Annotated in this window: 21 protein-coding genes; 11 read left to right on the forward strand and 10 right to left on the reverse strand. The window is 74.0% G+C overall.

The window, feature by feature from the left end; all coding sequences use genetic code 11:
- Window positions 1–5: 5 nt before the first annotated feature.
- From ACSMXO_RS23885 to ACSMXO_RS23905, 5 genes are all read left to right on the forward strand, one after another.
- Window positions 6–1,031, forward strand: a complete 1,026-nt coding sequence (locus tag ACSMXO_RS23885) for a DUF58 domain-containing protein (RefSeq protein ID WP_455413841.1) — start codon at window positions 6–8, stop codon at window positions 1,029–1,031.
- A gap of 13 nt (window positions 1,032–1,044) precedes the next feature.
- Window positions 1,045–2,004 (forward strand): VWA domain-containing protein, encoded by a 960-nt coding sequence (locus ACSMXO_RS23890; protein WP_455413842.1) that lies wholly within the window; start codon window positions 1,045–1,047, stop codon window positions 2,002–2,004.
- Between the two features lie 39 nt (window positions 2,005–2,043).
- Window positions 2,044–2,952 (forward strand): S1C family serine protease, encoded by a 909-nt coding sequence (locus ACSMXO_RS23895; RefSeq protein ID WP_455413843.1) that lies wholly within the window; start codon window positions 2,044–2,046, stop codon window positions 2,950–2,952.
- A gap of 9 nt (window positions 2,953–2,961) precedes the next feature.
- Window positions 2,962–3,642: a response regulator transcription factor gene (locus tag ACSMXO_RS23900; protein WP_455413844.1), complete on the forward strand. Its 681-nt coding sequence runs from the start codon at window positions 2,962–2,964 to the stop codon at window positions 3,640–3,642.
- Between the two features lie 77 nt (window positions 3,643–3,719).
- Window positions 3,720–4,946, forward strand: a complete 1,227-nt coding sequence (locus tag ACSMXO_RS23905) for a sensor histidine kinase (protein ID WP_455413845.1) — start codon at window positions 3,720–3,722, stop codon at window positions 4,944–4,946.
- Window positions 4,947–5,048: 102 nt separating this feature from the next.
- On the opposite strand, the gene ACSMXO_RS23910 is transcribed toward ACSMXO_RS23905, so the two are convergent.
- The 4 genes from ACSMXO_RS23910 to ACSMXO_RS23925 all read right to left on the reverse strand — a co-directional run bounded on the left by ACSMXO_RS23910 (window position 5,049) and on the right by ACSMXO_RS23925 (window position 10,276).
- Window positions 5,049–5,789 (reverse strand): D-Ala-D-Ala carboxypeptidase family metallohydrolase, encoded by a 741-nt coding sequence (locus ACSMXO_RS23910; protein WP_455413846.1) that lies wholly within the window; start codon window positions 5,787–5,789, stop codon window positions 5,049–5,051.
- A gap of 190 nt (window positions 5,790–5,979) precedes the next feature.
- Entirely contained in the window at window positions 5,980–8,076 is a 2,097-nt protein-coding gene (locus tag ACSMXO_RS23915) for an MMPL family transporter (RefSeq protein WP_455413847.1), read from the reverse strand.
- A 128-nt stretch (window positions 8,077–8,204) separates the two neighbouring features.
- A complete protein-coding gene (locus ACSMXO_RS23920) occupies window positions 8,205–8,927 on the reverse strand; it encodes a response regulator (RefSeq protein ID WP_455413848.1) in 723 nt (240 codons plus the stop codon).
- Between the two features lie 227 nt (window positions 8,928–9,154).
- Complete coding sequence (locus ACSMXO_RS23925) at window positions 9,155–10,276, reverse strand: sensor histidine kinase (protein ID WP_346256381.1); 1,122 nt, start codon at window positions 10,274–10,276, stop codon at window positions 9,155–9,157.
- A 153-nt stretch (window positions 10,277–10,429) separates the two neighbouring features.
- Between ACSMXO_RS23925 and ACSMXO_RS23930 the strand changes: the two genes are divergently transcribed.
- The 3 genes from ACSMXO_RS23930 to fmdA all read left to right on the forward strand — a co-directional run bounded on the left by ACSMXO_RS23930 (window position 10,430) and on the right by fmdA (window position 12,370).
- Window positions 10,430–10,714, forward strand: coding sequence for a DUF427 domain-containing protein (locus ACSMXO_RS23930; RefSeq protein WP_346256380.1), 285 nt, complete (start codon window positions 10,430–10,432; stop codon window positions 10,712–10,714).
- Between the two features lie 100 nt (window positions 10,715–10,814).
- Window positions 10,815–11,096: an FmdB family zinc ribbon protein gene (locus tag ACSMXO_RS23935; RefSeq protein WP_346256379.1), complete on the forward strand. Its 282-nt coding sequence runs from the start codon at window positions 10,815–10,817 to the stop codon at window positions 11,094–11,096.
- A 20-nt stretch (window positions 11,097–11,116) separates the two neighbouring features.
- The gene (gene fmdA / locus ACSMXO_RS23940) at window positions 11,117–12,370 is read left to right on the forward strand and encodes a formamidase (protein ID WP_346256378.1); all 1,254 of its coding nucleotides are present in this window, start codon (window positions 11,117–11,119) and stop codon (window positions 12,368–12,370) included.
- A gap of 17 nt (window positions 12,371–12,387) precedes the next feature.
- On the opposite strand, the gene ACSMXO_RS23945 is transcribed toward fmdA, so the two are convergent.
- The 3 genes from ACSMXO_RS23945 to ACSMXO_RS23955 form a co-directional block, all read right to left on the reverse strand.
- Window positions 12,388–13,347 (reverse strand): hypothetical protein, encoded by a 960-nt coding sequence (locus ACSMXO_RS23945; protein WP_455413849.1) that lies wholly within the window; start codon window positions 13,345–13,347, stop codon window positions 12,388–12,390.
- A 169-nt stretch (window positions 13,348–13,516) separates the two neighbouring features.
- Window positions 13,517–14,572 carry an SPFH domain-containing protein gene (locus ACSMXO_RS23950; RefSeq protein ID WP_346256376.1) on the reverse strand — a complete coding sequence of 352 codons (1,056 nt, stop codon included), beginning with the start codon at window positions 14,570–14,572 and terminating at the stop codon, window positions 13,517–13,519.
- A gap of 134 nt (window positions 14,573–14,706) precedes the next feature.
- A complete protein-coding gene (locus tag ACSMXO_RS23955; RefSeq protein WP_455413850.1) occupies window positions 14,707–15,408 on the reverse strand; it encodes an SDR family oxidoreductase in 702 nt (233 codons plus the stop codon).
- A 91-nt stretch (window positions 15,409–15,499) separates the two neighbouring features.
- Between ACSMXO_RS23955 and ACSMXO_RS23960 the strand changes: the two genes are divergently transcribed.
- Window positions 15,500–16,078: a TetR/AcrR family transcriptional regulator gene (locus ACSMXO_RS23960; RefSeq protein ID WP_346256374.1), complete on the forward strand. Its 579-nt coding sequence runs from the start codon at window positions 15,500–15,502 to the stop codon at window positions 16,076–16,078.
- A gap of 170 nt (window positions 16,079–16,248) precedes the next feature.
- Here the strand turns inward: ACSMXO_RS23960 and ACSMXO_RS23965 are convergent, their stop codons facing one another.
- From ACSMXO_RS23965 to ACSMXO_RS23975, 3 genes are all read right to left on the reverse strand, one after another.
- Window positions 16,249–17,004: an ABC transporter permease gene (locus tag ACSMXO_RS23965; RefSeq protein ID WP_455419296.1), complete on the reverse strand. Its 756-nt coding sequence runs from the start codon at window positions 17,002–17,004 to the stop codon at window positions 16,249–16,251.
- Between the two features lie 178 nt (window positions 17,005–17,182).
- On the reverse strand, window positions 17,183–18,166 hold the full coding sequence (locus tag ACSMXO_RS23970; protein ID WP_455413851.1) for an ATP-binding cassette domain-containing protein: 984 nt from the start codon (window positions 18,164–18,166) through the stop codon (window positions 17,183–17,185).
- A 114-nt stretch (window positions 18,167–18,280) separates the two neighbouring features.
- Window positions 18,281–21,640, reverse strand: coding sequence for an AfsR/SARP family transcriptional regulator (locus ACSMXO_RS23975; RefSeq protein WP_455413852.1), 3,360 nt, complete (start codon window positions 21,638–21,640; stop codon window positions 18,281–18,283).
- A 209-nt stretch (window positions 21,641–21,849) separates the two neighbouring features.
- Here ACSMXO_RS23975 and ACSMXO_RS23980 point away from each other — a divergent pair, with 209 nt between their 5' ends.
- Together ACSMXO_RS23980 and ACSMXO_RS23985 are read left to right on the forward strand one after the other, a co-directional pair.
- Window positions 21,850–22,371, forward strand: coding sequence for a 2Fe-2S iron-sulfur cluster-binding protein (locus tag ACSMXO_RS23980; protein ID WP_346256370.1), 522 nt, complete (start codon window positions 21,850–21,852; stop codon window positions 22,369–22,371).
- Window positions 22,368–23,357 carry an FAD binding domain-containing protein gene (locus tag ACSMXO_RS23985; RefSeq protein ID WP_455413853.1) on the forward strand — a complete coding sequence of 330 codons (990 nt, stop codon included), beginning with the start codon at window positions 22,368–22,370 and terminating at the stop codon, window positions 23,355–23,357. The genes ACSMXO_RS23980 and ACSMXO_RS23985 overlap by 4 nt, the downstream gene beginning before the upstream one ends.
- Window positions 23,358–23,371 lie beyond the last annotated feature (14 nt).

A 23,371-nucleotide genomic window follows, 5' to 3' on the forward strand; every position in this document is an offset into this window, starting at 1 on the left:
GCGCGATGAACGAGGGATATGCCACGGTGCACCAGCTCGCGCCGCACCGCCGGTTGCGCCGGCTGGAACTGGCGATCACCCGGCGACTCGACGGGCTGCTGCACGGGCAGCACCTGGGGCTGCTGCCGGGGGCCGGCAGCGAGCTGACCGGCAGTCGGGAGTACCGGCCCGGCGAGGACGAGGTGCGCCGGATGGACTGGGCGGTGACCGCGCGTACCGGGGTGCCGCACGTCCGGGAGGTGGACGCCGACCGGGAACTGACCACCTGGCTGCTGGTCGACTCCACCCCGAGCATGGACTTCGGCACCGCCGAGTTGGAGAAGCGGGAGCTGGCGGTGGCCGCCACGGCGGCGATCGGCTACCTGACGGCCAACTTCGGCAACCGGCTCGGCGGGCACCTGCTCGGCGCGGACGGGATCCGGCGCTTTCCGGCGCGTACCGGTCGGGAGCACCTGCTCGGCCTGCTGCACACGCTGCTGGCCGCGCCGCGTGGCCCGGCCGGGTCCCGACCACCGTCGCTGGCGGAGGCGCTGGCCGGGCTGCACAGGGCGGCGCCGCGCCGAGGTCTGGTGGTGGTCGTCTCCGACTGGCTCGACGGGCTGCCGGATGGCGCGCCGGGTCGAGACCCGGCCGAGGAGCGGCCCGGGTGGGAGACGCAGCGGCCGGAGTGGGAGACCGAGCTGCGCCGGCTCGCCGTCCGGCACCAGGTGCTGGCGGTCGAGGTGACCGACCCGCGCGAGCTGGAACTGCCGGACGTCGGGCTGATCACGTTGGTCGATCCGGAGAGCGGGCGGCGCCGCGAGGTCTCCACCGGCAGCCGGCGGCTGCGGGAGCGGTACGCCGACGCGGCGCGTCAGCAGCGCGCACTGGTCCGGGCGGCACTGCGCCGGGCCGGTGCGGCACACCTGGCGCTGCGGACCGACCGGGACTGGGTGACCGACATCGTCCGGCACGTGTACGCCCAGCGCCGCCTCGCGGCGGCGGCCCGTACCCCCGGCCCGGCCGGCGGTCCGAGCGGCGGCGCGGCGTGAAGGAGGAGGAACGATGACGCTGGAGAGTCCGGGCCGGCTGTGGCTGCTGGCCGGGGTGGTGGTGCTGGCCGTGGCGTACCTGGTGATGCAGCGCCGCCGCAGCCGGTACGCCGTCCGCTTCACCAACCTGCGCCTGCTGGACCGGGTGGCGCCGAGCCGGCCCGGCTGGCGGCGGCACGTGCCGGCGAGCCTCTTCCTGGCCATGCTGGGGCTGCTGGTGGTCGGCTTCGCCCGCCCCACCGACGAGGTACGCGTGCCGCGCGAGCGGGCCACCGTGGTGATCGCGGTGGACGTGTCGCTGTCGATGCTCGCCGACGACGTACCGCCGGACCGGCTCAGCTCGGCCAAGGCGGCGGCCCGGGAGTTCGTCGACGGGCTGCCCGAGGAGTTCAACGTCGGGCTGGTCGCCTTCGCCGGCAACGCGTCGGTCTTCGTCGCACCCGGGACGGACCGGCAGATGCTGGCGGCCGGCATCGACCGGCTGGCCGAGGGCGGCACCGGGCAGCAGGGCACCGCGATCGGGGACGCGATCGCCACCGCGCTGGAGACGATCGCCACCCTGGACGGGCAGGCCGCCGAGGATCCGCCGCCGGCCCGGGTGGTGGTGCTCTCCGACGGCGCCAACACCTCCGGCAGCGACCCGGAGGATGCGGCGGCCGAGGCGTCGAGTGCCGGGGTACCGGTGGACGCCATCGCGTTCGGCACCTCGGACGGGGTGATCGAGCAGGGCAGCCGGCCGATGACCGTACCGGTGGACGGCGAGACGCTGCGGATGGTCGCCGAACGGACCGGTGGCGGCTACCACGAGGCGGGCAGCAGCGACGAGTTGCGGGCCGCGTACGCCGACATCGGCAGCTCGGTCGGCTACACCGTGGAGCGGCAGGACGTCTCCGCCCGGTTCATCGGGATCGGCCTGATCCTGGCGCTGCTCGCCGCTGCCGCGTCGATGTTCTGGTTCGCCCGGATCCCCTGACCGGGCAGGTATTTCCACAGTGGAGGGAGTGGCGGAGAGATGGAGCACGCAGAGCTGACGGCGGCGCCACCGGGACTGGGCCGCCCCCGGGGACCGGGCTTCGTCTCCCCGGCGCTGGACGCCTGGCCGGCGCCGGCCGCCCCGGTCGGCGTACCCGAGCGGGAGCCGGTGGCCGGCGCGGCGCGGTGGCGGCGGACGTTGCTGGCCGGGCTCGCCGTGGTGGCGCTCTCGGCCGCCTCCGGCGCGCTGGCCGGCGGATACGTGGCGGCGGACGAGCCGCCACCGGCGGCGGAGTTGGCCGGTCCCCCGCCGGCCACTCCGTTGTCGCCGGCGCCCGCGCCGAGCGGCGGAGCGGTGCCGAACGACCTGGTCGGGGCCGCCGCCACCGCGCTGCCGGGGGTGCTGTCGGTGCGGGCCGGCCGGGCCGGCGGATCCGGTTTCGCCGTCGACGAGCGGCACGTCATCACCAACAGCCACGTGGTGGCCGGCGCCACGACGGTGAGCCTGGTCGGCCAGGACGGCCGGCGGCTTTCCGCCGAGGTGGTCGGCCGCGATCCGGGCAGCGACATCGCGGTGCTCCGGGTCAGCTCGGCCGGGGCGTTGCGGCCGCTGCGGCTCGCCGCGACCGACGTCCGGGTCGGCGAACCGGTGCTCGCGGTCGGCTCCCCGCTGGGGCTCTCCGGCACCGTCACCGCCGGCATCGTCAGCGCGCTGGACCGGCAGGTGCGGCTCGGCAACAGCGGCGCCCGGCAGAGCGCGATCCAGACCGACGCCTCGATCAACCCCGGCAACTCCGGCGGGCCGCTGGTGAACGCCCGGGGCGAGGTGGTCGGGGTCAACACCGCGATCGCCACCCTGGACGGCAGCGGCAACATCGGCATCGGCTTCGCGATCCCGATCGACCGGGCCCAGCGGGCGGCCGAGCGGATCATCAGGAACGGCGGATAGCGTCGGATCATGCGGTTACTGGTGGTGGAGGACGAGGAGGACCTGGCCGACGCGGTGCGGCTCGGCCTGGCCCGCGCGGGGTACGCGGTGGACGTCGCCACCGACGTCGCCGGGGCGTACGAGCGGTTGGCGGTCAACGCGTACGACCTGATGCTGCTCGACCTGAACCTGCCCGATGGCGACGGGTTCGCGGTCTGCCACGCGATCCGCCGGGGCGAGGTACCGGTCGAGGGCGGCAGCGACCTGCGGGTACTGATGCTCACCGCCCGGGGCGCGCTGCACGACCGGGTACGCGGGCTGGACGAGGGCGCCGACGACTACCTGGTGAAGCCGTTCGCCCTGGCCGAACTGCTGGCCCGGGTACGCGCGCTGCTGCGCCGGGACTCCGGCGGCGGGTCGGCGGTGCTGCGGGTCGGCCCGCTCCATCTCGACGTGGCCCGGCAGGAGGCGAGCCGGGACGGCACCCGGCTGCACCTGACCCGCAAGGAGTTCGGGGTGCTGGAATACCTGATGACCCGCCCCGGTCACGTGGTCTCGGCGGAGGAACTGCTGGAGCACGTCTGGGACGCCAACGCCGACCCGTTCACCCAGACCGTCCGGGTCACCGTCGGCACGCTGCGCCGCAAGCTCGGCGGCGAGGCGATCGAGACCGTCGTCGGGCGCGGCTACCGGCTGCGGGAGACGGCGTGATGTCCGAGCCGGAGGTCCTGGTTGCGGGAGACGGCGTGACGTCCGGGCCGGGGACACCGGCTGCCGGAGGTGGTGTGATGTCCGCGCCGGGCCGGCGGTTGCGCCGCTGGCTGCCGTTCGTGCAGTCGATCCGGTTCCGGCTCACGGTGCTCTACTCCACGCTGCTCTTCGCGCTGGCCGGGGCGGGGCTCGCCGTCACCTACCTGGCGGTGGAATACAGCACCAACCCGAAGCCGATCACCAACCAGTACGAGGCGGACGTGGTGAAGCACGGCCGAACGGTCGGGACGCTGACGGTGGCCGAGGTGGACGAGATCGAGTCGGAGGTCAACTTCCGCACCCTGGAGACGCTGCGCAAGTACTCGCTGATCGCGCTGGCCGGGCTCTTCGTGGCCAGCCTCGGCATCGGCTGGGTGCTCTCCGGGCGGGCGCTGCGGCCGGTGGGCGCGATCGCGCGTACCACCCGGGAGATCCAGGCCACCGACCTGTCCCGGCGGATCCGGCTGGCCGGCGCCCGGGACGAGCTGCGCGAGCTTGGCGACACCATCGACTCGATGCTGGACCGGCTGGAGGAGGCGTTCCGGACCCAGCGCCAGCTCATCGACGACGCCTCGCACGAACTGCGCAGCCCGCTGGCGATCATCCGGGCCAACCTGGACGCCTCGCTGCTCGACGCACCGGACGCCACCGAGGCGGAGCGGGTCCGGGCGGTCGCGGTCATCGACCGGGCCACCAACCGGATGTCCCGGCTGGTCGAGGACCTGCTCGCCACGGCACGCCGCCGGGCCGACGCGCTCGCCGACACCGACGTGCTGCTCGGCGAGGTCGCCCGGGAGGCGGGCGAGGAGTTCGCGGCGGTCGCCGCCGCCCGCCAGGTCTTCATCGCGTACGACGTCAGCCCCGACCTGCTGCTGATCGGCGACCACGACGCGCTGCGCCGGGCGGTCGGCAACCTGCTCTCCAACGCGGTACGGCTCTCCCCGGCCGGCGGCACGGTCACGGTGGCTGCGGGCCGGATCGGCGGCTGGCTCTGGGTCGGCGTCGCCGACGAGGGACCGGGGATCGCCACCGCCGACCAGTCCCGGGTGTTCGACCGGTTCTGGCGCGGGCGGGCCGATCCGGCGGCCGGATCCGAGCGGCGTACCGGGCTGGGGTTGGCGATCGTCCGGCAGATCACCGAGTCGCACGGCGGGCAGGTGGCGCTCTTCTCCTCGGTCGGCCGGGGCAGCACCTTCGTGCTGTGGCTGCCGGCGGCGGACCGCACCGACGACGCCGAGCCGCCGTCGTCGGATCCGCTGTCCTGATCCCTGGCGCGCGGGCGGGGCCCATCCGGGTCGGAAGGGCCCCGCTGTCAGCGCTGGACCGCCGCTCCCCGTCCCGCCGCCGACGGGTGTGCGGCGGCGCGGTCAGGAGACGCCGCAGGAACTCGCCGACCAGGTACGGATCGGGTCGTGCGCCACGTGGGTGTGGTCGCTGTGTCCGGGGTAGCCGGGGCCGAGGATCTCCCGCCAGCCGTGGTTGCGGGCCTGCTGGGCGAGCCGGCACAGGCTGTGCGGCGAGACGCCGAGATCGACCGCGTCGCCGTAGAGGTGCCGACTGCTGGGCGACCCGCCGACGGCGTTGTTGCAGGCGTGGCTGCGGAACGCGCTGGTGACCCGGATCCGCTCGTCGCCGAGGGCGTGCCGCATGGCCTGGAGCTTCCACATGTTCACCAGGGCGTTGAACCGGGCGGTGGCGGCCGGGACCGCGCCGCCGGACCAGTCCGAGTTGCAGTTGTTCAACTCGGCGTAGGTGAAGTTGACCGGGGTGCAGTCGTCGTCCTGGAGCGCGTAGATCCGGTTGAACGTCAGCTGGCCGGCGATGCCGTCGGCGCCGAGCCCGTACGCCTGCTGGAAGCGGACCACCGCGGCCCGGGTGGCCGGCCCGAAGACACCGTCGATGACGAGTACCGCGTTGAAGCCGGGGTAGCCGGCGACCCGGATCTGCAACTGCCGTACGTCCTCACCGGACATTCCCTCGGAGAGGGTCCGGCCCCAGGTGTAGCAGCCGTCGGCCTGGGCGGGGCCGGCGGTGGTCACGGTGGCGACGAGGGTGGCCGCGGCCGCCATGGTGAGCGCCGCGAGGATTCTGACGGTACGTCTGAACAAGGGGTCCTCCATACCGAGCGGGGGTTTGAATATCGACGAGGATGGCTGCTTGTCGATCACAAGTCAATATCTGCCGACAACCTTTTGCGATACGGCAGTTTCCTTCACCCGTCGGAGGCACCTCGTTCACCGCCCCGCCGCCATCGGACCCTGGTGACGGCGAGGCGGTGCCGGGCCGGAGCCCGGGCGGCTACCGGACCAGGGCCGGGGCGGGCTCCGGCGGTGCCGGCTCGGCCTCCCGCACCTCGATCCGGGCGTGCAGCCGGCGCAACGGCCCCGGAGCCGACCAGTTGTACCGGCCGAGCAGCGTCATGGTGGCCGGCACCAGCAGCATCCGGACCACGGTGGCGTCCAGGGCGATCGCCAGCACCAGGCCGAGCCCGATCGCCTTGACCGGGGCGAAGCCGCCGACCAGGAACCCGGCGAAGACCACCACCAGCAGCAGCGCCGCCGAGGTGACGATCGCACCGGTCCGCTGCAACCCCTCGGCCACCGCCCGCTGCGGATCGGCGCCGGCGAGCCAGCGCTCCCGGATCCGGGACAACAGGAAGACCTCGTAGTCCACCGAGAGCCCGAAGGCGATCGCGCCGACCAGTACCGGCACGGTGAGGTGGGTCGAGTCGAGCCGTACCGTGCCGAGCAGTCCGGCCAGGTGGCCCTGCTGGAACACCCAGACCACCACCCCGAGCGCGGCGCCGAGGCTGAGCACGTTGGTCAGGACGGCCTTGATCGGCAGCAGTACCGAGCCGGTGAGCGCGAAGAGCAGCACCAGGGTGGCGAGCACGACCACCAGGACCGCCCAGGGCAGCCGGTCGGCGAGCATCTGCCGGTAATCCACCAGCCGGGCGGCGTTGCCGGTGACCACCACCTCGAAGGGCGCGGGCAGCGCACGGATCGCGGTGACCGTCTCCCGGGCCGCCGCCTCCACCGGCGGTGCGGCGGGCGCCGCGCGCAGCACGGTCAGCTCCGGACCCGCCGGTACCGCCTCGACCCGGGTGACTCCGGGCACGGCGGCGACCCGGTCCTGCCACCGGGCCAACTCCGGATCGGTGGACGGCACCGAGGCCAGCACCACGATGTCGCTCGGGGCGATACGGTCCGGGAAGTGCGTGCCGAACGCGTCCCACATCTGCCGGGTCTGGGTGCTGGTCGGCAGCAGCCGGGGGTCTCCAGTGGACAGCCGCAGGTCCAGCACCGGTACGGCGAGCGTGCCCATCACCCCGACCGTGGCGACCAGGGTCAGCACCGGCCGGCGCTGCACCAGCCCGGCCACCCGGGCGAACACCCCGACCCGGGTACGCGGCTTCGCCGCCGGGATCCGCCGGCCCACCAGCACCAGCAGCGCGGGTAGCAGGGTGAGCGCCGCCAGCATGTCCACCGCGACCACGGCGGCACCGGCCAGCCCCATCGAGCGGAGGAACGGGTCCGGGAAGACCAGCAGGCCGGTGAGCGCCACCGCCACGGTCAGCCCGGCGAACAGCACGGTACGGCCGGCGGTGGCGACCGTCCGGGCGACCGCGGTCGGCACGTCCGGTGCGGTGACCCGCTCCTCGCGGAACCGGCTCACCATCAGCAGCGCGTAGTCGACCGCGAGCCCGACCGCGAGCATCGTGGTGACCTGCACGGCATAGACCGAGACGTCGGAGACCAGGCTGAAGGCGTAGAGCAGGCCGAAGGTCCCGCCGATGCCGACCACCGCCACCAGCAGCGGCAGCCCGGCCGCGACCAGGCCACCGAAGATCAGCAGTAGCAGTATCAGCACCGCCGGCATGCTCAGGGCCTCCGCCCGGGCCACGTCCCGCTGGGCCTGCGAGTTGAACTCCTGGTCGGTGATGGGCCCGCCGCCGACCACCACCGACGGCGCCTCGATCCGGTGCAGCCGGGCCGCCGCCGCCTCGGCCGCCTCGGTCTCGTCGTCCCCGGGAGTCAGGGTGACCGAGATCAGCAGCGCCTGCCCGGTTGTCGTGGACGGCACCGGGTCGGAGACCTCGGCGATGCCCGGCATGGTGCGTACCTCGGCGATCGCGGCGGCGGCGCTGGCCCGCACGGCCGGATCGGTGGCGGGTCTGCCGGTGACGACGGCGGTGATCCGGACCGGCTCGGGCGGGGCGTCGGCCAACCACTGCTCGGCGACGTCGGACTCGCTGCCCGGCACGCCGCCGACGTCGGAGACCAGGCGGTCGAACACTCCCACTCCGACTCCGAACCCGCCGACCAGGACGGCCAGCCAGAGCAGGAGTACGACGACGGGTCGCCGGATGACGTACCCGGTGATCAGACGTGACATGGCACTCTCCAATGTGGACCTCCCGACTCCGGGAGCTGCCATGATGGTGGTCCGGGAGGCGGTCGCGCCGGATCGCCGTACGGAGTGGATCTCCGGTCCGCCGCTCGGGTGGGTCGCCCCCGGTCACCTCACTCCGCGGAGCGAGCCGCCACCGGACCGGCCTCCCCCGGTACGCCGAGATCGCCGGGCAGCACCAGACCCGACTCGTACGCCAGCACCACCGCCTGCACCCGGTCCCGCAGCCCCAGCTTGGCCAGCAGGTTGCTGACGTGCGTCTTCACGGTGTGCTCGCTGACGAAGAGCGCGGCGGCGATCTCGGCGTTGGAGAGTCCCCGGGCGACCTGGCGCAGTGTCTCCGTCTCCCGGGTGGTGAGCACCGCCAGCCGGTCCGGGGCGGGATCGGGTCGGGCCGGCCGGCCCCGGGACACCACGTCGGCGATCAGCCGGCGGGTCACCGTCGGCGCCAGCAGTGCCTCACCGGCGGCCACCACCCGGACGGCGTTGACCAACTCCTCCCGGCGCATGTCCTTGAGCAGGAAGCCGCTCGCCCCGGCCCGCAGCGCGTCGTAGACGTACTCGTCGAGGTCGAAGGTGGTCAGCACCAGTACCCGGGCCGGCGTCTCGGCGCAGATCCGGGCGGTCGCCGCGATACCGTCCATGTTCGGCATCCGGATGTCCATCAGCACCACGTCCGGGCCCAGGTCGCGGGTCCGGTGCAGCGCCTCGGCACCGTCGGCGGCCTCGCCGACCACCGTGATGTCCGGCTGGGCGGCCAGGATCATGCCGAAGCCGTCCCGCACCAGTGCCTGGTCGTCGGCGATGAGCACCCGCAGTGTGCATCCCTCGGACATCTGCCCCTCCCCCGCGCTGGCCGGCCCGCCGGCACCGCACCGGCGCGGGCCGTCCGTCGTGTCGCCACCGTCGTCACCGTTGCCACCCACGGTCCGGCGGCGGTCCGCCGCAGTAGTCCGCCGACGGGTCGCCCGGCGGTAGTGGTCCGGCGACGGGTGGTGGTGGTCGGCCGGCAGTGGTCCGGCGACGGGTGGTCGGCCGGCAGTGCTCCGGTGGTGGTGCGTTCCTACCGTAGTGGCAGCGTCGCCGCGACGCGGAACCCCGTGCCGTCCAACCCCGGTCCGGTGCTGAGGGCGCCGCCGACCGCCGAGACCCGCTCCCGCATGCCGATCAGCCCGAGCCCGCCCGGCCGGCCGTCGCCGGACGGCCCGCGCCCGTCGTCGCTCACCTCCAGCCGGAGCGCGGCGTCGGCCCAGTCGATCCGGACCCGCACCGCGCCGGCCCGCGCGTGCCGCAGCGTGTTGGTCAGCGACTCCTGCACGATCCGGTACGCCGTCACCCCCAGGTCCGCCGGCACCGGCCGCCGCTGCCCGTACTCCTCCAGGGTGGCGACCAGGCCGGCCCGCCGGGCGCTCTCGACCAACGGCCGTACCGCGTCCAGGTCCGGCACCGGCGCCCGGGCCGGCCCATCCGAGCGGAGCACCCCGAGCGCGCGGCGGAGCTGCACCAGCGCCTCCCGGGCGGTGTCGGAGATGGTGTCGAAGACCTCCTCGGCCTTGCCCGGATCCGATCGGACCACCACCGGACCGGCCTCGGCCTGCACCACCACCAGGCTCATCGAGTGCGCCAGGATGTCGTGCACCTCCCGGGCGATCCGCTCCCGCTCCCGGGCGGCGGCGGCGTGCTGCTCCTCGGTCAGCCGGTGGGCCCGCTCCTCCAGCATCGCGATCCGGTCCCGGCGTGCCCGGGCACTGGTGCCCATCGCGTAGGCGACCACGAACGCGATCGCGGCCGGCCCGAAGGAGAGCAGCTCGCCCTTGGGTAGCGAGATGCCCACCCCGACAAGGGTGCCGAGCAGCAGGACGGCCCGGTGGGACAGCGGGCAGATCGCCGCGAACGTGTAGGTGGCAACCAGTTGGGCGACCGGGATCTCGCCGATCGCGTGCTCCAGGGCCAGCCAGGTCGTGCCGATTCCGGTCAGCAGAGTGACCCAGAACGGATACCGCCGGCGCCAGATCAGCGGGATCGCGTTCAGACCCGCGAGGACGAACACCCACCATTCGGCACGGTCCTTGGTGAAGGCGTTGATGATGATGATCAGATAGCAGGCGACCGCGACCAGCGCGTCCACGACCAGCGGCGGCGTGGACCGTCCCCACTCGGTCAGCCGGTCCCACCAGGCGCGCATCGCCCCAGTATCGCCAGCCGCGCCCGCCGGCACCTCCCTCCCGGGAGCGAGTTCCGGGCCCCCGAGGACCACCCGCGCGAGCTGCGGCACCGGCACCGTCCCGCCCCGGGTGCACCGCCGGCCGCCCCGGGGCGGCCGGCATAGTCTGGGGACATGCCGAAAGCCATCTGGAACGACCTGGTCATCGCGGAGAGCGCGGACACCGTCGTGGTCGAGGGCAACCACTACTTCCCGCGTACGGCCCTGCGCGACGATCTGGTGCGGGACTCGGACACGCACACCGTCTGCCCCTGGAAGGGCACCGCGTCGTACTACACGCTGGAGCACGAGGGGCGGCGCAGTGTCGACGCCGTCTGGTACTACCCGGAGCCGAAGCCGGACGCCGAGATGGTCCGGGACCGGGTCGCCTTCTGGAAGGACGTCGAGGTCGTCGACTGATCCCCCGCCGTCCCGGCCGAGGTGACGGAGACCGGCACCGAAAGGCGCTACTTGTGGCAATAGCCTGCGGAGTCGCCGCAGCGGGCACGATCCTGAAGCCGTGGCGACGTACGAGTACCGGTGTCCCCGGGACGGAATCTTCCCGGCCCGGTTTCCGATCGGGCAGGCCCCCGCGCGGGTCCGCTGCGTGACCTGCGCGGCGGAGGCCGCCCGGATCTTCTCGGCGCCGTCGCTGCGCGCCATGCCGCGGCCACTGGTCGCGGCCCTCGACCGGGCCGGCCGCAGCGCCGAAGCGCCGGAGGTGGTGACCCGGGTTCCCGGCCGACGCGGCGCGGCGGCCCGGCCGGTCCATCCCGGGCACGCCCGTCTGCCACGACCCTGACGGGTGAAAGGGAAGCCGCGATGCCCGAGCTGTTGTTTCCGCTGGACTCGACGAAAAAGTTCACCGAGCAGGAGCTGCTCGGCCACAACCGGTGGCATCCGGAGATCCCGCCGGTCGTCACCGTCCGGCCCGGCCAGACGTTCCGGGTGCACTGCCGGGAGTGGTTCGACGGCGCGATCCACAACGACGACTCGGCCGACGACGTCCGGGACGCGCCGCTGCCGATCGTGCACGCGCTCAGCGGCCCCTTCTCGGTCAGTGGTGCGGAGCCCGGCGATCTGCTGGTGGTCGACATCCTCGACGTGGGGCCGATCCCGCAGGAGGACTCGGGTCCGCTCGCCGGGCAGGGCTGGGGCTACACCGGCATCTTCCCGAAGCAGAACGGCGGCGGCTTCCTGACCGACTACTTCCCGGACGCGTACAAGGCGATCTGGGACTTCAGCGGGCAGCAGGCCACGTCCCGGCACGTTCCCGGGGTGACCTTCACCGGGATGATCCACCCCGGGCTGATGGGTACCGCGCCGTCGGCGGCACTGCTGGCGAAGTGGAACGAACGGGAGGGAGCGCTGCGGGCCACCGACCCGGACCGGGTACCGCCGCTGTCGCTGCCGCCGCTGCCGGACGGGGCGATCCTCGGCTCGCTGACCGGCGGCGACTTCGACCGGGTCGCGGCAGAGGCGGCCCGGACCGCGCCGCCCCGGGAGAACGGCGGCAACCAGGACATCAAGAACATGACCAAGGGGACCCGGGTCTTCTATCCGGTGTACGTCCCCGGCGCGAACCTCTCCGTCGGAGACCTGCACTTCTCCCAGGGCGACGGTGAAATCACCTTCTGCGGCGCGATCGAGATGGGCGGCTTCGTCGATCTGCACGTGGACGTGATCAAGGGCGGGATGACCACGTACGGGGTGTCGGAGAACGCGATCTTCCTACCCGGGATCGTGGCTCCGCAGTACAGCCAGTGGCTGGCCTTCTCCGGCATCTCGGTCACCACCGACGGGGAGCAGCGATACCTCGACGCGCAGCTCGCGTTCCAGCGCGCCTGCCTGCACGCGATCGACTACCTGACCCGATTCGGCTACAGCCCCGAGCAGGCGTACCTGATCCTCGGCGCCGCCCCGATCGAGGGGCGCTTCTCTGCGGTGGTGGACATCCCGAACTCGTGCGCGACGGTCTACCTGCCAACCGCGATCTTCGACGTCGACGTACGCCCCTCGGCTGCCGGGCCGACCCGGGTCAGCCCGGGCCAGGGCGCCCCGAAGTCGACCTTCTGACTCCGCCGGGGACGCTGTCAGCGACGGCGACGGCGACGTTGCGTCGGGTGCCGCGAGGGGTCGGTCGGCACGGACGCCGGCTCGACCAGGCGTAGCCGCCGGGTGGCCGGGCCGACGGTCAGCCGCTGCCCCCAGGCCATCGTCAGGTGGTCGGTCTCCAGCCCGTCGGCGAAGACCACCAGCCGCTCCCGTTCCGCCACGATCTCCAGCGTCTCGTCCGGGCCGAGTCGCCCGGCGGTCAGCGACGCGCCGGTCGCCGGGGACGGCCACGCCTCCCGGACGAACCAGCACAGTGCCGGTTCGTCCGGCGCCGGCAGCGGCGGCGCGGCGGTGCGTTCCCGGGCGATCGAGGCGCACCAGCCCGTGGCGCCGGTCCCGGTGCCGACCACCAGCCCGGAGGAGGACTGCCGTTCCCGTCGGCCGTCGGCGGTGGAGAGCAGGTACCGCGCGGACTGGTGGCCCGGGTGCCCCGCGTAGACCTCGTTGAGCCCGATCAGCTCCTGGCCGTCGTCGAGCGCGGCCCGGACCATGGTCCGCTCGCGGACCGGAGCCCGCCCGGCGACCACGGCGGGCAGCAGCCGGCTGACCGCCTCCGGCCCGAACCGGACGAGTACTCCGGCGTTCTGTCCCGGCTCCGGGTCCACCCCGATCACCGGCTGCCCGTCGAGGTATTTGGCGACGTTGGCGACCAGCCCGTCCTGGCCGACCGCCACCACGATGTCCTCGGCCGCGAACGGGAACCGGGTCAGGTCGTCCCGATCCGCCTGACCGCGCCGCCAGTCTGCCGGGATGGCCGCTCCGACGGTGGTCAGCGCCGCCTGGAGCGCCTCGTGCCGGGTCACCACCTCGGCCAGGTCGCGCCCACGCTGGCGCAGGTAGTAGCCGGCGGCCGCCCGGGTGCCGTGGTGGGCCAGCAGCTCGTCCAGCTCGCTGCGCCGGCTCACCACGACGACTCTCGGCGCGAGGGTGGCGCTCACCCGGCCCACCCCACTGCTCTCGACCCAGGGCTGTCCAACCTCGACGCACGACGGTCCGGTCTCGACCGGCGACTCCCCGGCGCCGACGCATGGCTGCGCATCCTCGACCGGCGGCCGTCCAGCGCCGACGGGCGGCTGCCCGGCCTCCTCGTGACCGGAGCGGTGCCGGTCACCGGGACAGCCGGCCCAGCAGGCCGGTCAGCACGTCGGGGGTGACGGTGAGCTGGCCGATCTCGGGCAGGTGCCCGGCGACCTCGCGGAGTGCGAGCGCGTGCAGCACCTCCGGCGGCAGGTCCCGGTACGCCGCCAGCCGGGCCGCCTCCGCGTCGGCCTCGGCGAGCCCGACCACGCGTACCCCGTCGGCCTTGGCTCCGGCGAGGATGCGCTCCTTCTCCGCCTCGGCGGCGGCCAGCACCCGGGCCCGCTCGGCGGCCGCCGCGTTCGCCACCTTCTCCCGCTCGGCCTTGCCCTGGGCGACCGCCAGCTCGGCGGCGGCCTCCAGCTCGACCTTGCGCCGGGAGTTGGCGCCGTGCTGCTCCACCAGTTGCTGCTCCCGGCGGGCCAGCTCGATCTTGTTCTGCAACTCGTTCTCGGCGATCGCCCGCTCCTGCTCGACCGCCTGCGCCCGCCGGGCGTAGGTGGCCCGGTCGGCCTCGACCTGCACCGTCTCCCGGGTCGGCGTCTGGAGTGCCCGCTCCATCTCCGGTTCGGGCCGCACCGCCACCACCCGGGCGCTGACCACCGCGACACCGACGTCGGTCAGCCGGGCCTCGTCGCGCAGTGCGGCCGAGACCGCCTCGCGGACCGCGGCGATGTCGGTGAGCGCCTCGGCCAGCGGCACCCGGGCCAGCAGGTCGAGCGCCGGCTGCTGGGCCAGCTCGGCCAGCAGCGTGGCGACCTGGTCGAGTGGGCGGGCCCGGGCGACGCCCTTGTGCGGGTCGACCGAGAAGTCCAGCCGGCTCGCCGCCAACGCCGGGTCGGCGATCCGGTACGTCACCGTCGCCTGCACGGTGACGTCGGCAAAGTCGCTGGTCCGGGCGTGGAACAGCAGCGGCAGCTCGCGGTCGTCGACCGGCACCTCGCTCAGTACGCCGACCAGCGGCCGGTACCAGAAGGACTGCCCGACTCCCTCGTGCCGGACCCTGCCCCGCACGGAGTGCCGGACCCACGTGGTCGGCGCCCCGCGCAGGTGTCGCAGGAACAGCCGCCTGGTCACGTCGGCCATGACGCGCCACCTCCCCTGTTTTCGTCGCCACGACGATAAAGGGCGGATCCATTTCGCGTCAAGTCGCCGATAAATCCGGTCGAGTACCCCCCGTCGACCTCGGCCAACTCCTCCCCGGACGACCCGGGGCCGGATCAGGCGCCGGCGAGTTGCGGATAGAGCGCGGCCAGGTCGGCCGAGAGTCCGGCCTTCACCCGCCGGGTGACGTCGTCGGCGAGCACCTCGAAGGCGCCGGCCTCGACGCCGTCGAGCGCCTGCCGGGCCACGTCGTCCGGTGCGACCTTCGGCGCGTCGACGTGCGCGACCATGTCCGTGTCGACGTACCCGACATGCACCCCGGTCACCCCGACCCCGCTGCCGAGCAGTTCCAGCCGCAGCGAGTTGCTCATCGACCAGAGCGCCGCCTTGGAGGCGGCGTACGAGCCGGACATCGCCACCCAGGAGAGCACCGAGTGGATATTGAGGATGTGACCGCCACCGGCGGCGACCAGGCCCGGCACGAAGGCCCGGGTCACGGCGAGCGGCCCGAAGAAGTTCGTCTCGAACTCGCGGCGGACGTCCTGCACCGGAGAGTCCAGGAAGTTGGCGGCGACCAGGCCGGCCGCGTTGTTCACCAGGACGGTGACGTCGGGTGCCTGCCGGGCGGCCTCGGCGACGGACTCGGGATCAGTCACCTCCAGGGCCAGCGGCACGACGTCCGGGTTGGTGACCGTACGGGGATCGCGGGCGGTGGCGTAGACCTTGCGAGCGCCCCGGGCCAGAGCCTCGGCGGCGATGGCCCGGCCGAGCCCCCGGTTGCCGCCGGTGACGAGTACGACGGCATCTTTGACCTGCATGGTGGGACCTCCGAGGAGTAGGAAACCGATCGGTTTCCACCACCGTAAACCGATCGGTTTCCACTCGCAAGTCCCGGGGTAGGCTGCGAACATGACCTCGACCACCGACCAGGCGACGCCCCGAGACCGGCTACTGCGGGCGGCGGCCGAGCTGTTCCACCGGGAGGGCATCGCGACCACCGGGGTCGAGCGGCTCTGCCAGGTCGCTGGGGTCTCCAAGCGGACCATGTACCAGCTCTTCGAGACCAAGGACGCCCTGGTGGCGGAGAGCCTTGCCGCGTGCGGCCCGGCGGTGGTCGCGGCACACCTGCCGGACGAGACGTCCGGACTCGGCCCCCGCGACCGGATCCTCGCCGTCTTCGCCCACCTGGACGAGCTGTCCGGGTCACCGGAGTTCCGGGGCTGCCCGTTCCTGAACACCGCTGTCGAACTCCGGGACCCGCACCATCCGGCCAGCGTGATCGCCCGGGACTACAAGCAGCGGCTGACCGACTTCTTCGCCGGCCAGGCCCGGCTCGCCGGTGCCCGCGACCCGGAGACGCTGGCCAGGCAGCTCACCATCGTCTACGACGGGTCGGCCAGCCGGGCCGTGACCCAGGGCGCCGGACTGGACGGGCTGGCCACGCTCACCGCCTCGGCCCTGCTCGACGCCCACCTCGGCGCCTCCTGAGCCGCTCGCGACACCATCTCCCGCCCGCACCGGCTTCCCAGCGGCGGTGACCGGCGCCGCCGCCCGCACGCGGTCCGGCCCGTACCCGCCAGACGTGCGGATACGGGCCGGATCCCCCCGTGCGCCCTCCGAGCGCTATCCCCCGGCGCGCGGCGGTACGCGGTCCGCTGTCAGCGGCTCAGCCGCTGGTAGCGCCGGACGGCCAGCGGCGCGAAGATGGCGATCAGGAGCAGCGGAAAGCCGACCGCCAGGATTGTCGGGTGCTGCGCCGCCCAGGAGTCCCCACCGGTCCCGGGATTGCCGAACAGCTCCCGGCTGGCCGCCACCGTCGCCGACAGCGGGTTCCACGACGAGACCGCACCCAGCCAGTCCGGCATCAGGTCCGGTGCGACGAAGACGTTGGAGAGCGCGGTCAGCGGAAAGGCCAGCGGAAAGACGATCACCCCGACCGTGTCCGGATTCGGCACCATCAGGCCGAGGAAGATGCCGACCCAGGTGAGCGCGAGCCGCAGCAGCAGGATCAGCCCCACCGCGGCGAGGGCGTCGAGCACGCCGTTGCGCCACTGCCAGCCCACCAGCAGGCCGCAGACCACCAGGATGGTCATCTCCAGCAGCGCACGGAGCAGGTCGGCACCGGTCCGCCCGGTGACCAGCGCGGTCCGGGCCATCGGCATGGACCGGAACCGGTCCACCACACCCCGGCTGACGTCCATGGCGATGCCGCTGGCGGTGGCGCCGAGGCCGTACAGCATGGTCATCACGAAGACCCCCGGCAGGAGGTACTCCCGGTAACTGCCCGCGCCGGGCACCGCCATGCCACTGCCGAAGACGTAACCGAAGACCAGCACGAATATGATCGGCAGGCTGAAGTAGATCACGATCTCCTCGGGCGACCGGATCACGTGCGCCATGTTCCGGCCCGTCATCACCCAGCCGTCGGCCACCGCCCAGCGGAACCGGGTCAGCGGCCCGGCCGCCCGCCCGGCGGTCCGCCCGGCCGGGGACACCTCCGGCGTCCGGTGCTGCGCCTGCAAGGTACTGGTCATGCCGTCACCTCGTTCCGCTCGTCGTCGTACCCGCCCGGCCGGCCCGCGCCCCGCCCGGTCACGCCGGCACCTCCGCCGAGGTCGGCCGCGCCGCCGCAGGCTGGTGCCCGGTCAGGTGCAGGAAGGCCTCGTCGAGGGTGGGCCGGCGCAACCCGATGTCCTCGACCGCGACCCCGGCGTCCCGCAGCGCCCGCATCACGTCGCCGAGCGCCGCCACCCGGTCCACGACCGGGGCGCTGAGCTGGCGGATCTCCGCGTCGAGCGTCACCGGCCCGGCGGAGGAACGTTCGACGATCCCGGCGGCGGTGCCGAGCTCCGCCGCGTGCCGGACCACCACCTCGATCCGGTCCGCCCCGATCCGCGCCTTCAGTTCGGCCGAGGTGCCCTCCGCGACCACCCGCCCGGAGTCGACCACCAGGATCCGGTCGGCGAGCTGGTCCGCCTCGTCGAGGTACTGGGTGGTGAGCAGCACCGTGGTGCCGTCGGCGACCAGACTCCGCACCGCGGACCAGAGGTGGTTGCGGCTGCGCGGGTCGAGCCCGGTGGTCGGCTCGTCGAGGAAGAGCACCCGGGGCGCCATGATCAGGCTGGCCGCCAGGTCCAGCCGGCGGCGCATCCCGCCGGAGTACTCCGCCGCCGACTTGCCCGCCGAGCCGGTCAGCCCGAACTGCTCCAGCAGCTCGTCCGCGCGGCGCCGGGCCGCCCGCGCCGGCAGGTGGTGCAGCCGACCGAAAAGGATCAGGTTCTGCCGGCCGCTGAGCACCTCGTCGACCGCCGCGTACTGCCCGGTCAACCCGATCACCCCACGGACCAGGTCGGGCTGGCGAACCACGTCGTACCCGGCCACCCAGGCCCGGCCGGCGTCGAAGCGCAGCAGCGTGGAGAGGATCCGGACCGCCGTGGTTTTGCCGGCGCCGTTCGGTCCGAGCAGCCCGCACACCGTGCCGGCCGGCACACTGAGGTCGAACCCGTCGAGGGCCCGGGTCGCGCCGTACCGCTTGTGCAGTCCCTCGGCCACGACCGCTGATGTCTGTGTTGTCATGCCCCGACGGTCGCCGGCCGCGCTGACCGGTCACGCACCGATCGCTGACGGCCCCGCTGACCGGCCACGCACCACCACCGCCGCCTCGTCCGCCGCCGGCGCCATCGCCTCCGGTCAGGCTCTGTCGAGCGTCGCGAGCGCCTCTTCCCGGGTCAGGGCCGCGCCCCGGGCCAGCACGCGCTGGTACGCCGGGTCGCCGAGCCGGGCGCGGGTGGCGGCGGCGACCGGCGCGGCGTCGATCGCCCCGGCGCTGCCGACACCGACCTGCAACACCGCGATGGCGCCGAGCAGCAGGCCGGCCCGCTCGGCGTCGCCGCGGCGAAGCACCGGTCCGACCAGGCCGTCGACCGCGATCGTGAGGGTACTCAGTTCCCAGACCCCCACGGTGGCGCGCAGCACCTGACGGAACTTCGCCTGGGCCCCGACCGTGTCACCGATCGCCGCCAGGATCTGCCCCAGGGCGACCAGCGCGGCGAGCCGGATCCCCTCCGCGCCGAACCAGCCGGTCGGGCACTCCGCCAGCGCCTGCTCGCACAGCCGGCGTGCCCGGTCCAGGTCGCCGCGCCGCCGGGCGATCTCGCCGAGCCCCAGGTGAGCGGCGGCGAGCAGCTCCGGCGCCCCGGCCGGCGGGGCCAGCTCCACCACCTGCTGGTAGTCGCCATCCGCCCCTTCCAGGTCGTCGACGCTGAGCCGGCCGTCCCCCCGGGTACGCAACAGCTCGGTCATGTCGAGCGTCGAGCCGAGTTCGTCGGCCAGCCGCAGCGCCTCGTCGACCAGTTCCGTGTGGGCGTGGTCGCGGCGCCGGTAGGCCAGCTCGGTCAGGGTCGTCAGCACCAGGATGGTCCCCCAGCGCTCTCCGAGGCTCCGGAAGTCGGCCAACGCCTCGCCGAGCTTGGCGTGCGCCGCCTCGTACCGGCCCCCGAGCATCCAGACCGTTCCCAGGCCGAGCGCCCCCAGCGCCCGGCTCCACGGGTCGGTTCCGAGCAGTCCGGCCCAGCCTTCCGGGGTGGCGAGCATGGTCTCCACCAGCTCCGGTGGTGGACCGTTGGCCACCCCGGACAGATAGAGCAGAAACGGCTGCCGGGGCGGCCGGCCCAGGTTCCACAGGATGGTGGCGGCCGGCTCGACGCCCTGCGGGCCCGAGCCGTACCCGCCGAGCGAGGCGTGCAGCAGGCAGAGCGCGTACTCCTCGGCGAGGTCGGGTGGCGGGGTGCCGTCGAGCTGCTCGACGAGTTGGGCAGCCAGCGCCGCCCCCTCACCCCGCAGGCCGCGCAGCCACCAGTAGAACGACAGCGCGGAGACCAGCTTCAGCGCGGTCGCGACGTCCCCGCCGGCCATCGCCCGGCGCAACGCGGCGTGCAGGTCGTCGCGGTCGCCGTCCAACCGGCGCAGCCAGTCCAGTTGGTCCGCGCCCCGCAGCCGCAGGTCGCCGGCACGGGCCAGTTCGAGGAAGTACGCCGCGTGTGCCCGGCGCAGCTCGTCCGCCTCGCCAGCCTCGGCCAACCGTTCGGCACCGAACGCGCGCACCGTCTCCAGCATCCGGAAACGCCCGCCCCCCGCCTCCACCAGGGACTTGTCGACCAGGCTGGAAAGCAGGTCGAGCACGTCCGCGTCGAGCGGCTCGCAGACCCGCTCGACGGCGTCCAGGTCAGCGCCGCCGGCGAAGACCGTCAACCGGCGCGCCAGCCGTTGTTCGGCCTCGTCCAGCAGGTCCCAGCTCCACCGCACCACCGCGCGCAACGTCTGGTGCCGGGGCTGGGCGATCCGGCTGCCCCGGGTCAGCAGCCGGAACCGGTCGTCGAGCCGGGCCGCGACCTCGGAGACCGGCAGGGCCCGCAGCCGGGCCGCGGCCAGCTCGATGGCGAGCGGCAGGCCGTCGAGGGTACGGCAGATCCGCAGTACCGCGGGGAGGTTGTCGGGACCGACGGCGAATCCCGGCGACACGTCAGCGGCCCGTTCGACGAAGAGCCGGACCGCCGCGTACGCCGGGGCCGCCTCGGCGGTCGTCTCGGCCGGTGGCAGGGTCAGCCCGGAGACCGGGCACAGTGCCTCGCCGGTGAGCCCGAGCGGCTCCCGGCTGGTCGCCAGGACCCGCACCTTCGGGCAGGCGCCGAGCAACCGGGCAGCGAGCCGGGCGGCGTCGGCGACCAGATGCTCGCAGTTGTCCAGCACAAGCAGCAGGCTCCGCTCGGCGAGCGCCGTGACCAGCCGGTCGGCGGCGTCCCGGGGACCACCCTGGCCGCGCAGCGCGGCGTCCCGCAGGTGCAGCGCGGCCAGTACCGCCGAGGCGACGTCCGCGCCCGCGGTCACCGCCGCGAGTTCGACCAGATAGACCTCGCCGGGCTGCTGACCGGCCGCCTCGATCGCCAACCGGGTCTTGCCGGCGCCACCGGGACCGTGCAGGGTGACCAACCGCGCCTCACCGAGCAGCTTGCCGACCCGGCCCAGCTCCTCCTCCCGCCCGACGAAGCTGCTGAGCTGCCCGGGCAGCCCGACGGCCGGACGGGACGGCTCGGCAACCGGACCGGGCGGCCCGCCGACGGGGGCCGCCGCGCCGGCAGGCACCGGACCGGCGACCGTCCCGGCGGGCGCCGGAGCGGAGACCGTCCCGGCGGGCGCCGGAGCGGCGATCGTATCGGCAGGGGTCGGACCGGCGGGCACCGGCCGGGCCGGGCCGGGGCGGCGCCCGGCCGGGAGCAGGGCGGGATCGTCCCGCAGCACGGCCACGTGCAGCGCGGCCAGCTCCGGCGACGGGTCGGTGCCGAGTTCCTCCGCGAGCAGCCGGCGGGCCTCCTCGAAGGAGGCCAGCGCCTCGGCCCGCCGGCCACCGGCGTGCAGGGCTCGGATGAGCTGGCCGCGCAGCCGCTCCCGCAGCGGGTACGCCGCCACCAGCTCGCGCAGCTCGGCCACGGAGGGTCCGGGCCCGGCAAGGTCGAGTTCCGCCGCCACGCGGTCCTCGACGGCGGCCAGCCGCAGCTCGTCGAGGCGGACCGCCTGGGCCCAGGCGAACGGCGCCTCCCGGACGTCGGCCAGCGGCTCCCCGCGCCACAGCCGCGACGCCGCGCGCAGCAGCTCGACGGCGTGCCGCAGGTCACCACCGGCCAGGGCGCGCTGACCCTCGGCCACCAGCCGGGTGAACCGGTGCAGGTCGACGTCCTCCGGGTCCACCGCGATCCGGTACCCCGCCGGATGGAACTCCACCAGTGGCTCCGACCCGCCGTCGACGCCTGGCTCCGGCCCGCCGACGCCGGAGAGCACCTGGCGCAACCGGGAGACCTGGGACTGCAACGCGTTCGCGGCCCGGGCCGGCGGGCTGTCGCCGTACAGGCCCTGGATCAGCCGGTCCGCCGAGACCACCCGGCCGGCGTCGAGGAGCAGCAGCACCAGCAGGGCGCGCAGGCGCGGGCCACCGACGACGAGTCGCCGGCCGTCGCCCGCGTACACCTCGGTCGCGCCCAGGATGCCGAACCGCATGGCGTCGATTGTCGCCTACCCCCGCCCGGCGCCCGCCACACGCTCGGTCGGCACCGTGGCCGGGGTGCCGGGGCGAACGGTCGGCACCGCCGCGCCGAAGGCGTACGGAGCGTTGCGAGTGGCTTTGCGCATTTCGCCCCTTTGCCGCATTGGTGTCGTTAGTTTGGGGGTGTTCATCCGCGACTCGATCCCACGAGGAGGCCGGAAGGATGGATGCCGAGGTCAACCTCCGGGTGGACGGGGCCGATCACCGGCTGACCGTCGACACCCGGACCACCCTGCTCGACACCCTGCGGGAGCGGCTGGGCAACACCAGCCCGAAGAAGGGCTGCGACCACGGGCAGTGCGGCGCCTGCACGATCCTGCTGGACGGGCGGCGGGTGAACAGTTGCCTCGCCCTCGCGGTGGCACACGACGGGGCTGAGATCGTCACCGCCGCCGGCCTGGCACCCGACGGCGAACTGCACCCAATGCAGCGCTGCTTCATCCAGTACGACGCCTTCCAGTGCGGCTACTGCACGCCGGGGCAGATCGTCTCGGCCGTGGCGATGATCCGGGAAGCCGAGGCGGGCTGGCCGAGCGCGGTGACCGTGGACGGTGCATCCGCCGGCGACGGGGGCCGGGCGAGGCTGGACGCCGACGAGATCCGGGAACGGATGAGCGGCAACCTCTGCCGCTGCGCCGCGTACGCGAACATCGTGCCGGCGATCCAGGAACTGGCCCGTCGATGAGGCCCTTCCGGTACGCCCGCGCCGACGACGTGACCGGTGCGGTGGCGCTGCTCGCCGGCTCGCCGAACGGCGCCTTCCTCGGCGGCGGGACCAACCTGGTCGACCTGATGAAGCTCGACGTGGCCACGCCGGACCTGCTGGTGGACGTACGCCGGCTCACCTCCGACGAGGTCGAGGAGCTGCCCGACGGCGGCATCCGGATCGGCGCCGCCACCCCGAACAGCGAGCTGGCGGCGCATCCGCTGGTCCGGGGGCGCTATCCGGTGCTCTCCCAGTCACTGCTCTCCGGCGCCTCCGGCCAACTGCGCAACCTGGCGACCGCCGGCGGAAATTTACTGCAACGCACCCGGTGCGTGTACTTCCAGAACGTCACCACCCCGTGCAACAAGCGGGATCCCGGCACCGGCTGCTCGGCGATCGACGGATATCACCGCGAACTCGCGATCCTCGGCACCTCGCCGGAGTGCGTCGCCACCCATCCGTCGGACTTCGCGGTCGCACTCGCCGCGCTGGACGCCACCGTGCACACCGAGGGTCCGGCCGGCGCGCGGCGCATTCCCATGGCCGAGCTGCACCGGCTGCCGGACGGCGAACCGCACCGGGACACCGTACTGGCACACGGTGAACTGATCACTGCGATCGAGGTGCCAGCACTCTCCTTCGGCACCCGGTCCCGCTACCGCAAGGTACGCGACCGGGCGTCGTACGCGTTCGCGCTGGTCTCGGTGGCGGCGGCGGTCGACGTGGCGGACGGGACGGTCCGGGACGTCCGCATCGCGCTCGGCGGGGTGGCGCACAAGCCGTGGCGGGCCAGCCGGGCCGAGGAGCTGCTGCGCGGCGGCCCGGCCCGGGAGGACCGGTTCCGGGCGGCCGCCGAGGCGGAACTCGCGCAGGCCCGGCCGCTGCCGGGAAACGCCTTCAAGGTGCCGCTGGCCCGCAACACCCTGACCCGTACCCTGCTCGACCTGGTCGACGGGCCCGCCTGACCTCGGCTCCCCGG

The sequence above is a fragment of the Plantactinospora sp. DSM 117369 genome (assembly GCF_053764795.1).